Source organism: Paraburkholderia sacchari, from assembly GCF_000785435.2.
Classification (GTDB): Bacteria; Pseudomonadota; Gammaproteobacteria; order Burkholderiales; family Burkholderiaceae; genus Paraburkholderia; species Paraburkholderia sacchari.
On record NZ_JTDB02000010.1, the window covers coordinates 45,329 to 57,984 of the forward strand.

Sequence of the window (12,656 nt, forward strand, 5' to 3'; positions counted from 1 at the left end):
CCTCACCACAAATAGAACAGCGCAAAGATGAACACCCACACCAGGTCGACAAAGTGCCAATACAAGCCGGCAATCTCCACGATCTGGAAGTTGCCATGCCCGGTGAACCCCGGCTGCAGGATTTTGCGTGCGATCAGCAGCAGGTAGATCACACCGCAACTCACGTGAAAGCCGTGGAACCCGGTGATCATGAAGAAGCACGCGCCAAACTGCGCCGCGCCAACCGGGTTGCCCCAGGGGCGGATACCTTCATGGACGATCAGCTTGGTCCATTCGAAGGCCTGCATCGACACGAAGGTCGCGCCCAGCAGCGCGGTCGCGAGCAACAGTGCGGCGGCGCGGTTTGCGTTACGCCGGTAGCCAAAGTTGACCGCCATCGCCATGGTGCCGCTGCTGCTGATCAGGATGAATGTCATGATGGCGATCAGCAGCAAAGGCACATCCACGCCGCCCACAGTGAGCCCGAACACTTTGGAAGTGTCAGGCCACGGCACCGTGGTCGACATCCGCACCGTCATGTAGCCGATCAGGAAGCTGCTGAAGACGAAGGTGTCCGACAGCAGGAAGATCCACATCATCGCCTTGCCCCACGGCACCTTGAAGGCTTCGCGGTCGGCCGACCAGTCCGTGACGATGCCACGCCAGCCGTCGGGCACGGCGTCGGTGGGCGCGGTGGCAGCGGATTCGGTGGGGAGCGTGGGCGTGGTCACGGCGCGGCTCCATACAGCGGCCCGCAGATGGCGGCGACGAGCCCAGGGGTGATCCACCACATCGCCGCCAGCAGCACGAGCCAGACAGCCAGCAGGAAATGCCAGTAGATGGCGCAAAGCGCGATGGCGCGGTGGGCCCGGAAGGGATCCGCTCGTTGAAGAAGCATGATCGTCACGGCCCAGGCCACCAGCCCGCCCAGGACATGCAACCCGTGCAGGCCGGTGAGCAGGTAGAGGAAGCTATTGGATGGATTGACGGTGACGGTCTGCCCGGCCGCCGACAGCATGCGCCAGGCGGCCAGTTGTCCGATCACGAACACGGCCGCCAGCACACCGCCTGACACCAGCCACGCCGCGCGGCGCAAGGTAATCTGCCGGGCACGCTGCATGGCAATACTTGCCAGCACCAGCGCGCCGGTGTTCCACCATAGCAGCGCTGGATGCGGGATGGGCTGCCAGTCGGGCTCGCGCATACGCATTCCGTAGGCGAACAGCAGCAGTGAAAACAATGTCGTTGCCACCGCCATGAAGACGATCAGGCCGATGCGGCTCGCATTCGGCGAGACAGGTGGCGCGTCAGGAACGAAGGATCGGGGCAGTGTGGTCATTCGCGTGCCTCTCCGGGGTGAAGCGTCGGGTGGGCGGCCGGTTCAGGCGCCGTTGCAGGCGGCTGGTTTTGCGGGACGAAGTCTTCCTCCTGCCCCGGTGGGCTGTATTCGTAGGCCCAGCGATAAACGACTGGCAGCGCGGCGCCCCAGTTGCCATGCACTGGCGGTGTTTGCGGCGTCTGCCATTCCAGCGTGGTGGCCCGCCAAGGGTTGCTGTCGGCACGCTTGCCGCGCACCAGGCTCCACGCCAGGTTGTACAGGAACAGCAACTGCGCCACGGCAACGACGAGCGCAACGACGGTGATGAACGTGTTGAGCGTCTGCGCCGAGGATGGAATGAAGCTGAAGCCCTCATACGCGTAATACCGCCGCGGCATGCCCAGGATGCCGAGATAATGCATCGGGAAGTAAATCGCATAGGTGCCGAGGAAGGTGACCCAGAAGTGCACGCGCCCGAGCGTGTCGTTGAGCATGCGACCCGTCACCTTCGGATACCAGTGGTAGATGCCGCCAAACACCACCAGGATCGGCGACACGGCCATCACCATATGGAAGTGCGCCACCACGAAGTACGTGTTCGACAGCGGAATGTCCACGCTCACGTTGCCGAGATAGAGCCCCGTCAGCCCACCCAGGACGAAGGTGCTGATGAATCCGATGGCAAACAGCATCGGCACGGTCAGGTGGATATCGCCGCGCCACAGCGTCAGCAACCAGTTGTAGACCTTGAGGGCGGTCGGGATGGCGATGATGAGCGTGGTGGTGGCAAAGAAGAAGCCGAAGTACGGATTCATGCCGGCGATGAACATGTGGTGCGCCCAGACCACGAAGCTCAGCGCACCGATGGCGACGATGGCCCACACCATCATCTTGTAGCCGAAGATGCTCTTGCGCGCGTGCGTGCTGATGAGGTCCGATGCAATGCCAAAGGCCGGCAGCGCGACGATGTAGACCTCCGGATGCCCGAAGAACCAGAACAGGTGCTGGAACAGCAGCGGGCTGCCGCCAGCATGCTTGAGCGTCTGCCCCATTGACACCACGGCTGGTATGAAGAAACTGGTGCCGAGTGTCCTGTCGAGTAGCATCATCACCGCCGACACGAACAGCGCCGGAAACGCCAGCAGTGCCAGGATGGTCGCGATGAAGATGCCCCACACCGTGAGCGGCATGCGCATGAGCGTCATGCCACGCGTGCGCGCCTGCAGCGTGGTGGTGACGTAATTCAAGCCGCCCATCGTTGCCGCGACAATGAAGATCGCCAGCGACACCAGCATCAACACAATGCCCCATTCCACGCCCGGCGTGCCGGGCAGGATGGCCTGGGGTGGATACAGCGTCCAGCCCGCGCCGGTCGGCCCGCCTGGCACGAAAAAGCTCGCCACCAGCACCAGCACGGCCAGCAGGTAGACCCAGTAGCTCAACATGTTGAGGAACGGGAACACCATGTCGCGCGCACCCAGCATCAGCGGGATCAGGTAGTTGCCGAAGCCGCCCAGAAACAGCGCCGTCAGCAGGTAGATCACCATGATCATCCCGTGCATGGTGACGAACTGGTAGTAGTGGCTGGCGTCGATGAAACTGAATTTGCCCGGAAAGCCGAGCTGCAGCCGCATCAGGTCCGACAACACCATGCCGACCAGGCCGATGGCGATGGCCGTCAGCGAATACTGCACGGCAATGACCTTGTGGTCCTGGCTCCAGACATAGCGGGTCCAGAAGCTTTGCGGGCCGTGTTCAGTGTGAGCGTAGGTCATTGCGTCTGCTCCGCTAGGGTTTGGCTGCGCTGACGGCGGCCGGGCCGCCTTGCGATTCGATGTAGGCCACCAGCGCGGTCAGCTCCTGCTCGCTCAGGTCGAAGGTCGGCATGATGGGCGCAAAGCCCTTCACGACGCGGGCCTTCGGGTTGCGGATAAAGGCGCGCAGATAGGCTTCGTCCACCTTCGCGGTACTGCCGTCGGCCATCGTTTCGGTCTTGCCGTACAGGCCCTTCCAGGTGGGACCCACGCGCGGACTGCCGTCCACGGTATGGCAGGCGAAACAGCCCTTGGCCTCTGCTAGCGTCTTGCCCTGGACAGCAAGCACCTGGGCGCTGCCGCCTGCAACGGCGGTTGCGGCCTGCACCCTGGCCTGCTGCCGCTGCGCGAACGTGCTCTGCTTCGCCAGCCAGCGCGAGAACGATGCTTCGTCTTCCACCACCACGACGCCGCGCATGCTGGAGTGCCCGATACCGCAAAGCTGCGCGCACAGGATGTCGTAACGCCCTGCCTTGGTCGGCGTGAACCAGAAGGTGGTCACCATGCCGGGCACCATGTTCATGCGCGCACGGAACGGCGGTACGTAGAAGTCGTGCAGGACGTCGCGCGACCGTGTCAGGACCTGGATCGGCCGGTTGAGCGGCAGGTGCACCTCGGGCGTCTCGATCAGGTAGTTGTCGCGGCCGTTGGGGTCGGCGGGGTTCAGACCGAAGGGGTTGTCGTTGCTGATGTAGCGCACGTCCGTCGTACCCAGCTTGCCACCGGGGCCGGCGAAGCGGAAGCGCCATTGCCATTGCTGGCCGAGCACTTCCATCCGCAGCACGTTGGGCGGCGGCCGTACGAAGTCCGCGTAGACGAAGAGCCCCGGTGCCAGCAACGCTGCAACGCCGACAGAGGTCAGGCCGATCAGCCACCATTCCAGCCGCTTGTGGTGCGGCTCGTAGGCAGCGCGATGACCCGTGCGGTGGCGGTAACGCATCAGTGCGATCACGATGAACAGGTTGATCGCGATAAAAAGCGCGCCGGTAATGACGAGCGTGATCGTCAGCATGTCGTCCATGCGCACCCAGTTCGAGGCGATCGGTGTGATCCACCAGGGACTGGCAAAGTGAAACCCTACCGCCAATACGATGATCAGGCTCAGGGCAATCGCAAGCGCCATAGGCCACCTCACAGCGCGTCACTCGCTGGAGCCGCTAACAAAAGCTCCTGGCGTAGTTGTGCCGCCTGGCCCTACTTCGTACTGTTTGCGCCGGCACTTCTGCCAAGACCGCTTCGCTTAGCGTTGTAAGCGGCTCTAAAGCAAAGGTAGTCCTCTCCTCTGCATCGTGCAAGAAAGCGCAAGGGGGAAGCGCGCCCCATATACGGATCGCGCGAATGGAGAGTCTCGTGCTGCGATGCAATGCAAAACAGCGCCATTACTTCCCTTTTCCTCCCTATCCGGCCTTGGCACTTCCAGCTCCGGCCGTGTCGACAGCGCGTGTACGAGCCCGAAGTTCGACAACGTGATCGTGTTGCCGCGCATCTCTTCGGGCGGAATCTTGCGTGCGCGAATATCCGCGCGCATCCGGTCGAGTCCGGCGCGCAGACCGGCCGCGTCCCGATGCGCAGCAGCACCGGGCCGAACAAGCCATCTGGCAGGACTGCTGTCGTGCAGCCTTCATGCGTTGCACCCATGCGCGCAGCTTCCGGGTCTATAGTGATCGATGAGCGTCCCGACAAGCGCCTTGTGCAACCGGCAATGAAAGTCTCCACCCCGGATATCGTCCGACTTTTCCCGACTTTCGTATGGTGTCGTCGACTCGAACAGGCGTGCTACGAACCGCTTGATCGGGATCTGATGGCGTATGTCGACACCTTGATCCGCAGCGGCTGCGGCACCCGTACCGGATCCGCGTGGCAATCCGCCCACCGGCAACATGACAGGCCGGAGTTTTCCGTGCTGATCGCGCATATCGAGCGGGCTGCACGCGACGTACTCGCGTTCCTCAAGGTCGCTGATGCCCCGTTTCACATTACAGGGTGCTGGGTCAATGTACTGGATCCAGGCGGGACCCACGCGATGCACAGCCATCCCAACAATTACCTGAGCGGCGTGTATTACCTGCGCTCTCAAGCGGGTGCCGACACGATCAATTTTCATGATCCGCGCCCACAGACAACCGTCATTCGTCCACCCGTCACTGAGCTGACGGCTTACAACACGGATCAGGTGGTATTGCCAGTCAGCGAAGGCACATTGCTGGTGTTTCCAGCCTGGCTGCCGCATTCGGTGTCGGCGAACACGAGCGCGCACGCGCGCGTGAGCGTCAGCTTCAACATCATGTTTAGCGACTATGACACCACCATGAGCCCACCACTCTGGGGAAACTGATGCGCCGCACTACTAACCGACTGATGTGATCCACGATTCGCTGCGATGAACCTTAAAATTCCCTCTTACCATTTCTAATCAACGGAACGACCGACACCGAGTGCCTCAACTGCCCGGACTCCGCACGCAAATAGAGCGGTGAAACGTAGAGGATCCGGGCCACCGTTGGACACGGGAGGAATATCACGCAGATAGGAGAAATGCAAGCCTACGGTCGACTTCTCGGTGACTGGCGACATCACGACACCGATGCCATGAGTAAAGATAAGTATTCCTATTCTTATAGAGCGCTATTTCGCCGCTTGACCCATGCAAACGTACAAGTGATTGCGGCCGAAACGGAATCGAAAAGCGCCTCCGGAAGCACAAGCCTGTGCAAACACACTAAAAACGTCAGGCCGGTGGTGCGCAAGCGCATTTGCAAAGCGCCAGGTGGCTAAAGTCAAACTCAAGCGCGACGCGAGTTCATTGAACTGGTCCATGCCGAGAAGCGTGGCGATCAGATCGCTCTTTCGGGCCGTTGACATCGCGGCGGTGCGCGAAGGGTTGTCGATTCCCGGCGTAGGTTTATCGCGGAGAAAGACACATGGCGTAGGTTCACTCCCAACAGGGGAAAAACCTACGCCAGCATCGCCGATTCACACAGAGAAAGATGAGCGGAGGCGGCGTTGTCAGGTTAGCAAGCGCGGAGCGTTAAAATGCGGCGATGAAGAAGACGAAGTCGCTTTACCACGGTCACCGCTTCCCCGCGAGCGTCATCAGCTGCGCCGTTCGCTGGTATTTCCGCTTCAACCTGAGCCTGCGCGATATCGAGGAGTTGCTGCTCGAGCGCGGCGTGGTGGTGACCTACGAGACAATCCGTTGCTGGTGCGACAAGTTCGGAGCCGCCTTCGCAGGACGCGCAAAGGCGGTGCGACGCAAGCCCGGCAGCACGTGGCATCTGGACGAAGTATTCGTGAAGTTGCGCGGCGAGCCCTACGTGCTGTGGAGGGCCGTGGACGAATGCGGCACCGAGCTGGATGTGCTTCTGCAGAAGCGTCGGGACAAGGCCGCAGCAAAACGCTTCTTCAAACATGTGCTGCGATCGAATCCCGTGCCCCGGAAAATCGTCACCGACCAACTGCGCAGTTACCCTGCGGCGAAGGCAGACATCGCAGAACTCGCGGGCGTCAAGCACGCGTTCGTGAAGGCGGCTGCACGGGTGAATAACCGCGCCGAGAACAGTCACCAACCTACACGCCGCCGTGAGCGCGCCATGAACGGGTTTCGCGATCCGCTTCGCACGCAGGTGTTTCTATCCAGCTTCGGTCCGATCCGTCAACACTTTGCATTGCCCCGCCACCGCATGACGGCGCAGTCCCATCGCTCCAAACTCAAGGCGCGTCTTGCAGCGTGGAATCGTTGGACCGTGATCAATGCTGCCAAGTTCGCACATTGATAAGGATCCCGATTCGTTCTCCATCTAGCACCGCCGGCTGCCATCAAGTTGACAACGCCGGCGTTCTGGTTGCCTGTCTGCCCGGAATGGCGATGCGCTGCATTGCCGACTTGCATGCCGGTGAAGCCAGGACAGACGCCCGCGATGCCGCGATCATCACCGAGGCTGCCCGTTCAATGCCGCATATGCCAGCACAGTCTGGAAACAACCTTCGCGGCCCAGCAGCCCACTGAGCAGCGCGACGCCACGGCCGCGAAGACCCCGACGTCGAGCATCCGGTCGTGCTCACGCACCCCGAGACGGAAGAGAAAGTGGACACACGGCAGAAGCCGGGCCGGTTGCCCCAGGCAGCCAGTACGGCGGACTTGAATGTAGCGGATCAGAGGCCTCGTTGCGCGCCGCGCTTTCGGTGCGAAACCGGTTGAGCGGCCGCGTGGGCTTTCAGATAGTGGGCCACCCAATCGGAAGGTGGCCTACCAAAGCGGGCACGGAACCATCGCGAAAAATCGCCCGCACAGGAAAACCCAAGGAGCTCGGCGACCTCGTACAGCTTGCGCTTGCTGTTGGACAGGTACTCCTCGGCAAGCTCCGCGCGTACCGCGTCGACAATCGTGGTGACGCTCTCGCCGTCAGTCGCAAGGTGTCGGTTGAGGGTGCGTCGATGCATCCCAAGATGCTGTGCGATCCGGTCGACGGAACAAAGGCCTGTTGGCAGCAGCATCTTGACGATCTGGCGCGTACGCTGAACCGGCTCTTCCGAGAAGTCGGCCAGTTGCATATCAAGCCATCGCTCCACCTCGCGTTTCAATTCCGGATCTGCGGCAGGAATCGGCAAATCCAGGTCGCGGCTACGGCAAACAATGGCATTGGATTCCTGCGAAAATTCGATTGACGTTCCAAGCACGCGGTGATGGACTTCGAGGCTCGCAGGGGGAGCATGGGTGAAACGGATACTGGCCGGCCGAAAGGTATTGCCACTCAATATCCTGAGGGTCCGCAACCCGATGCCGGTGGACGTTTCCACGGCCTGGCGCCAGCTCCCGTGGCGTTGCGTATCCATCCTGACGTGCAGTAGCACCAGGTCGCCTGCGTCCTCGAGTTGCAATTGCACGCCAGCGTTGTGGAGTCGCATATAGCGGACCATGGACTGCATGGCGGCACGCAGCGTCGGCTCCTCGCGAAGCATCAGGGCCAGCATGCCGAAGTTAGCCAGGTTTCTCCTTTCTGCGAGCAGCAGTCCGAACGCCTCCTGACCAGACAGGCGAGCCGATTCTTCCAGCAACCAGACTACCGAAGTGACATCAATCATCAGATTCGGATCGTTGAGCGCCCTCACCGGCAGCTTGGCGAGACGCACCATGCGCAGAGGGTCCAGCCCGACTGAGCGGGCAAGCGGTTCATAGTCGCTGAGGCTGGCACTTCGCGTCGGGTTGCGCAGCATGTTCCGTCCCAAATTCTCAAGGTCATGTCCTGATTTGCCAAGTAGTATAGGACAGGCTGTCACATGCTCGACTTCATCGCCGACCAAAGGGCCGTGGCACGGGTACAGCGCGTGATGTTCGGCGCGCTGCCCGAGACGGATCTCGACGTGACGGCCTTCCGTTCGGAAAATGCCTGTCTCGCTGAAGCGCTGCGCGATACGCGCGTGGCGTTCGCGTTTCTGCGCGCGATCTGGCTCGGTGTTATCACGGCCCAAGCGGGGGCACGGCACTCGCCCAGATCGGCCTGCCGTGGCTGCGGCCGCGGGCGCCGCCCGAGCCGCCGCTCGAGTCAGAGGACGGAGAGCGCGACGATGGCTGAGCGCGCGCGCCTGTCGACCGAATCCGTCTCGGAAAAGCTCACCGTCGCCGCGGCGGTTCTGCTACAAATGGCGACGTGAAATCGGTCAAGGTGCGGGACTGAACGAACCGATGGCCGCCCGATGAGTAAGCTGAAGAGTTTTGACGAATTGTTCGGTGGTCGACACTTCGATCGCTAGATCATCATTCTGTGTGCGCGCTGGTACCACCAGAAATACCACCCGATTTCACCGGCTGTCCATGTTCAAACCCAGACCACCCTGGAAACAAAAACCCGCGCGGCCTAACGCCAACGCGGGTTTCAGGATTCCGGCGGAAGATGCCGGAACAGATTCTGGTGCCACTCAAACCTCCTAATTTCAGCCATCTCCCAAACAACCTCCGCCATCCGGCGTTTTCTCCAGTTTGCCACGCTGAATATCGTGTACGTTGTGTCGACCTCGCGCAGTGTTTCTGCAACCAGGCGCTGCGCAACGCCGTGCAATTCGGCGGATCCGGGAGAAACGAAGCGAGCCAGCAGCCGTGCGCTGCCGGGCAGACAGATCTTTTCGAGCTTTAATGACGCTTAGCGGAGACCCTCGCGGTTCAAATGTCATGGGACGGCAGTCGCGCCAGTCCCCTAGTGACAGTAGGTGGCCAGAGGACCGATGGCTTGCGCCGCACCAGGACACAGGCCAGTTGAGAGCGACCAAACATCATCATCGAGCAGGGTCGCCACGCCACCGAACGCATCGCCAAGCGGCTATCACCCCTCGTTACCACCCGTATTTGAGTTCGACACCGGTGTAGTCGGCATTGCGGCCGCCCGCCTCGCGTATCGTGTTGCCCACCTGAAAGTGCACGGCTTCGATCGAACCGATGAGGTTCGCGGCGATCGTCCAGTCCGCGCGCAACTGCACATACATGCCGGTCCACAGACTGCCCTTGCCTGCCGTGCCAGGCACGACCTGACTGCCCTGCTGATACACGGCGTCGCCGGTCGTCGCGCGCCACTGGAATCCCAGCGCACCGAGTAGCGCGAGATTCGCACTCGGCTTGAGCGTGATGGAAGGCTTCACGTGAATCAGGTTTGAATAGCCGGTATAGCCGGCGAGCGTGAAGTAATAGCCGTTAGGAAACAGCGGGTTGAAGGTTCCGATCCGGCCGTCTTTCGGATGACGGTCGCCCGAAGCCGCATCCACTTGCAGACCGATACGCGGCGACCATGGCATGTCGAGCTTGTAGCCCGTAATCGTGCCGATCGCCCACGCGCCGATCGTGCTGTTGCCGACCGTACCCGTCTGCATCATGCCTTCGGCGTCCCAGTCGTAGCGCCCTTGCGTGCCGGTGTAACGCAAGTCCCATACGTCACGACGCTCGACGCCGCTCGCATCGAGATATCGCGCGTTGCTGCGGTTATAGCGGGACCAGTAGCCCGACAGATCGCCCGGCCCCACCGACTGGCGCTCGAAACGCACGCCGCTGAACGTGAGATCGCGATTCGACACGTCGTCGAACACGGTCGCGTCGCGGTACTGCACGGGCTGCGTCGCGTACGCGATGAAGCGCCACTTCCGATATTCGTAGTCGGCCCAGACTGCGTCGAACGACTGGCGCACATTCGGGCCATCACGCACGGCAATGAAACGCTGCAAGTCGAACGCCATTTCCTGGCGGCCAATGCGAACCTTGAGCGTGCCGCCGCCGAGCGCGCCGGTATAGGTCACGAATGCCTGCTCGACATCGAGCGGATTCTTGTCCACGGGCGTCACCGAGTTCTTGCCGAATGGACGGGCGTCCACGAATTGCACGAAGAACTGCCAGTGCTGTGCGAGATGCGCGTCGGCGTGCACTTGCACGCGCTGGATCAGGTACGTGTCCGACTGCGCGGAGCCGATGCCGAACAGCGGCGCGTTGTTGCTTTCGATCCGCTCGCGCAGATTCGCGCCGAGCGAAAGATACGACGAGGGGTCGCCGCCGAGCGGAATGTACTTGAGGCCGTCGAGCGGCTTGCGCGCAACGCACGGATTGGCGAGCACGGACCAGTCTTCCTGCCAGCGATTGAACATCACGGCGGGACGTTTGACGTCGCACGTGCCGACCGCCTGGATGTCATCCGTTTGCGCTGCAGTGTTGCCGGCCGTAGTTGCCGCATCCGCCGCGTCGGCTGCGAGATTGACCGCTGCTGCGGATTGCGTGGCGGTTTGCGCGAAGGCCGCGTCGGCGGCCGTTAGCAGCAGCCCTGCGATGACCGTCACGCTGGCGGCCTTTTCGAACCGCCGCCCGCGCATCGTGCTCGATACCATGAGTTTCCTTGCCGTTGACGGCTTGTGATTGGATGTGTCCTACCGGCTCGCATGGGCTTACGTATGCCCCGGCTGCGCCGCGCGCTCGTATTCGCCGGTGGTCAACGCGAGTCCCGCAAGCGCGCACGCCGGCGCGAGCAGCGCCCAAAAGCCCACGTAGCGCAACGCAAGCGCGCCCGCCACCGCGCCGATCGCAAATGCCGCGATGGCCGGCATCATCTTCGCGAAGCGCGCACGTGCGGCCTCGCGTGCGCTTTCGGCCGTGCTCGCGCACAGCATGTCGACTGCGTCGAGAATGGCCTGCGTGACGTTGCCCGTCATGACGGTATTCGGCACGCCAGCACGCTGGATCAAGCGCGGATGCGCGTTCTGCACGCCCATCGCAAACGCGCCGACCACACCGGCCACGATGACCGCCAGGCTGTCGGGCCGGCTGACCGGCGTCGCCCAGACGCCCGCGAGGCAAAAGCCGACCATGAGCACGGCCTGCACCCAATGAAGCAGGCGCGCGCCCTGACGCGAATACGTCTCAGGAAGCGAGCGCACCAGCAGGCTGCTCAAAACAACCCCGCCGACGAATGCCGGAAATACGATCAGCTTGAGCAAGACGCCGTTGCCGGAGCCTGCAACGCCGGCGCCGATCAGCACGAAGTTGCCCGTGACGTGCGCGGTGAACAACCCGTACAGCGCCACGAAGCTCAGCGTGTCGACGAATCCGGCGATGGCGGCGAGTATCGTGTCTTCGTGTTTCATTGCGCCGCGTTGGCGTGAATCTCGGCGATATAGCCGCCCGGGAACTGGACGATCGCAGCGGTGCGTCCTTCGGAAGTGAACGGCGCAACGAGCACGTTCACGCCCGCGGCCTTGGCCTTCTCCAGCGTCTCGGCGAGATTCGCCACTTCGTAGCCCGTCATTTCGCGCCCGAACGGATAAGGCAGATGGCCGTCGGTCGCGAGCACGGTCATCTTCCCGAAGCCCGAGTCAATGCGCACGCGGCGATACGTGTCGTTCGGCCGTCCGATTTCGACGCCCGGTGCGTTGGCTTCGTCGGACACCACCTTGCCGTGCGAGAAGTTGACATAGGCATGCACGAGCCTGTGCAAGCTTTGCGGCGACACGTACACGCGATTCTCGGGCACGGTCTGCAGCGCGTCGTAGTGCGGCGCCTGGGTATGCCAGTAGAGCTGCGTGTTGACGCCGCCCGGCCACGTGAGCACCGCGTCGCGGCCGATCGGGTCCGGGAACGTATCGACGATCACGTCCGCGCCGAGCGCGCGCGCCGATTTCACCGCCGCGTCCATGTCGGTCACGAGGTAGCCCGTGCGCTCGGCGCCGAACGGCCAGGGAGTGGGCGTCTTGAAGCCGAACACGGAGATCGTGCCCACCGGCGTGAAGACGAGCTGCGACATCGTCTGGCTCGGTGTCGGCGTGACCTGGAACACGCCCTGCTTCGACTTGCTGCCGCCGAATGTCGCCACGAAGCTGTCCGTGAAGCGGTCGAAATCTTCGGGCGCAACGTACACGTGAGTCGTGTCGTACTGCGGACCGACCGCGACCCACGGCGCCTGCGCCGGAAGCACCGGTGGCTTCGCGAACGACACGGGCGCGACGACGAGACCGCCCGCGATCATCACGGCGGCGAGTACAGAGCGAATGGCTTTCATAACGGGATTTCCTTGATGTTTCAT

The 12,656-nt window shown here is 62.4% G+C and carries 11 protein-coding genes and 1 pseudogene; 4 read left to right on the plus strand and 8 right to left on the minus strand.

Going from position 1 to position 12,656, the window contains the following annotated elements; all coding sequences use genetic code 11:
- Positions 1-2: 2 nt before the first annotated feature.
- The 4 genes from NH14_RS27340 to NH14_RS27355 are packed head-to-tail and all read right to left on the minus strand — an operon-like array spanning position 3 to position 4,234.
- Entirely contained in the window at positions 3-710 is a 708-nt protein-coding gene (locus NH14_RS27340) for a heme-copper oxidase subunit III family protein (protein ID WP_035530814.1), read from the minus strand.
- Complete coding sequence (locus tag NH14_RS27345) at positions 707-1,318, minus strand: cytochrome c oxidase subunit 3 (RefSeq protein WP_035530813.1); 612 nt, start codon at positions 1,316-1,318, stop codon at positions 707-709. Before NH14_RS27345 ends, NH14_RS27340 begins: the two co-directional genes overlap by 4 nt.
- Positions 1,315-3,072, minus strand: coding sequence for a cytochrome c oxidase subunit I (gene ctaD, locus NH14_RS27350; protein WP_035530811.1), 1,758 nt, complete (start codon positions 3,070-3,072; stop codon positions 1,315-1,317). Before ctaD ends, NH14_RS27345 begins: the two co-directional genes overlap by 4 nt.
- A 13-nt stretch (positions 3,073-3,085) precedes the next feature.
- Positions 3,086-4,234 carry a cytochrome c oxidase subunit II gene (locus NH14_RS27355; protein WP_035530809.1) on the minus strand — a complete coding sequence of 383 codons (1,149 nt, stop codon included), beginning with the start codon at positions 4,232-4,234 and terminating at the stop codon, positions 3,086-3,088.
- A gap of 318 nt (positions 4,235-4,552) precedes the next feature.
- On the opposite strand from NH14_RS27355, the gene NH14_RS27365 reads away from it, so the two are divergent.
- From NH14_RS27365 to NH14_RS27375, 3 genes and pseudogenes are all read left to right on the plus strand, one after another.
- A complete protein-coding gene (locus NH14_RS27365; protein WP_407947191.1) occupies positions 4,553-5,446 on the plus strand; it encodes a 2OG-Fe(II) oxygenase family protein in 894 nt (297 codons plus the stop codon).
- Between the two features lie 706 nt (positions 5,447-6,152).
- A complete protein-coding gene (locus tag NH14_RS27370; protein ID WP_035530807.1) occupies positions 6,153-6,884 on the plus strand; it encodes an IS6 family transposase in 732 nt (243 codons plus the stop codon).
- A gap of 56 nt (positions 6,885-6,940) precedes the next feature.
- A pseudogene (locus NH14_RS27375) lies at positions 6,941-7,069 on the plus strand (IS110 family transposase); the annotation flags it as partial.
- A gap of 194 nt (positions 7,070-7,263) precedes the next feature.
- Here the strand turns inward: NH14_RS27375 and NH14_RS27380 are convergent.
- A complete protein-coding gene (locus NH14_RS27380; RefSeq protein ID WP_035530806.1) occupies positions 7,264-8,325 on the minus strand; it encodes an AraC family transcriptional regulator in 1,062 nt (353 codons plus the stop codon).
- Between the two features lie 63 nt (positions 8,326-8,388).
- Here NH14_RS27380 and NH14_RS27385 point away from each other — a divergent pair, with 63 nt between their 5' ends.
- A complete protein-coding gene (locus tag NH14_RS27385) occupies positions 8,389-8,763 on the plus strand; it encodes a hypothetical protein (protein WP_035530804.1) in 375 nt (124 codons plus the stop codon).
- 675 nt (positions 8,764-9,438) lie between these two features.
- Here NH14_RS27385 and NH14_RS27390 read toward each other — a convergent pair.
- The 3 genes from NH14_RS27390 to NH14_RS27400 are packed head-to-tail and all read right to left on the minus strand — an operon-like array spanning position 9,439 to position 12,632.
- The gene (locus tag NH14_RS27390; RefSeq protein ID WP_035530802.1) at positions 9,439-10,968 is read right to left on the minus strand and encodes an alginate export family protein; all 1,530 of its coding nucleotides are present in this window, start codon (positions 10,966-10,968) and stop codon (positions 9,439-9,441) included.
- 57 nt (positions 10,969-11,025) lie between these two features.
- Complete coding sequence (locus tag NH14_RS27395) at positions 11,026-11,721, minus strand: YoaK family protein (RefSeq protein ID WP_035530800.1); 696 nt, start codon at positions 11,719-11,721, stop codon at positions 11,026-11,028.
- On the minus strand, positions 11,718-12,632 hold the full coding sequence (locus NH14_RS27400; protein WP_035530798.1) for a VOC family protein: 915 nt from the start codon (positions 12,630-12,632) through the stop codon (positions 11,718-11,720). The genes NH14_RS27395 and NH14_RS27400 overlap by 4 nt, the downstream gene beginning before the upstream one ends.
- Between the last annotated feature and the right edge of the window lie 24 nt (positions 12,633-12,656).

What these genes read in the sequence shown, in the direction of transcription:
- NH14_RS27400 (WP_035530798.1), bottom strand. Translation starts at nt 12,632, where the DNA reads ATGAAAGCCATTCGCTCTGTACTCGCCGCCGTGATGATCGCGGGCGGT.
- NH14_RS27385 (WP_035530804.1), top strand. Translation starts at nt 8,389, where the DNA reads ATGCTCGACTTCATCGCCGACCAAAGGGCCGTGGCACGGGTACAGCGC.
- NH14_RS27355 (WP_035530809.1), bottom strand. Translation starts at nt 4,234, where the DNA reads ATGGCGCTTGCGATTGCCCTGAGCCTGATCATCGTATTGGCGGTAGGG.
- NH14_RS27370 (WP_035530807.1), top strand. Translation starts at nt 6,153, where the DNA reads ATGAAGAAGACGAAGTCGCTTTACCACGGTCACCGCTTCCCCGCGAGC.
- NH14_RS27395 (WP_035530800.1), bottom strand. Translation starts at nt 11,721, where the DNA reads ATGAAACACGAAGACACGATACTCGCCGCCATCGCCGGATTCGTCGAC.
- ctaD (WP_035530811.1), bottom strand. Translation starts at nt 3,072, where the DNA reads ATGACCTACGCTCACACTGAACACGGCCCGCAAAGCTTCTGGACCCGC.
- NH14_RS27390 (WP_035530802.1), bottom strand. Translation starts at nt 10,968, where the DNA reads ATGGTATCGAGCACGATGCGCGGGCGGCGGTTCGAAAAGGCCGCCAGC.
- NH14_RS27380 (WP_035530806.1), bottom strand. Translation starts at nt 8,325, where the DNA reads ATGCTGCGCAACCCGACGCGAAGTGCCAGCCTCAGCGACTATGAACCG.
- NH14_RS27345 (WP_035530813.1), bottom strand. Translation starts at nt 1,318, where the DNA reads ATGACCACACTGCCCCGATCCTTCGTTCCTGACGCGCCACCTGTCTCG.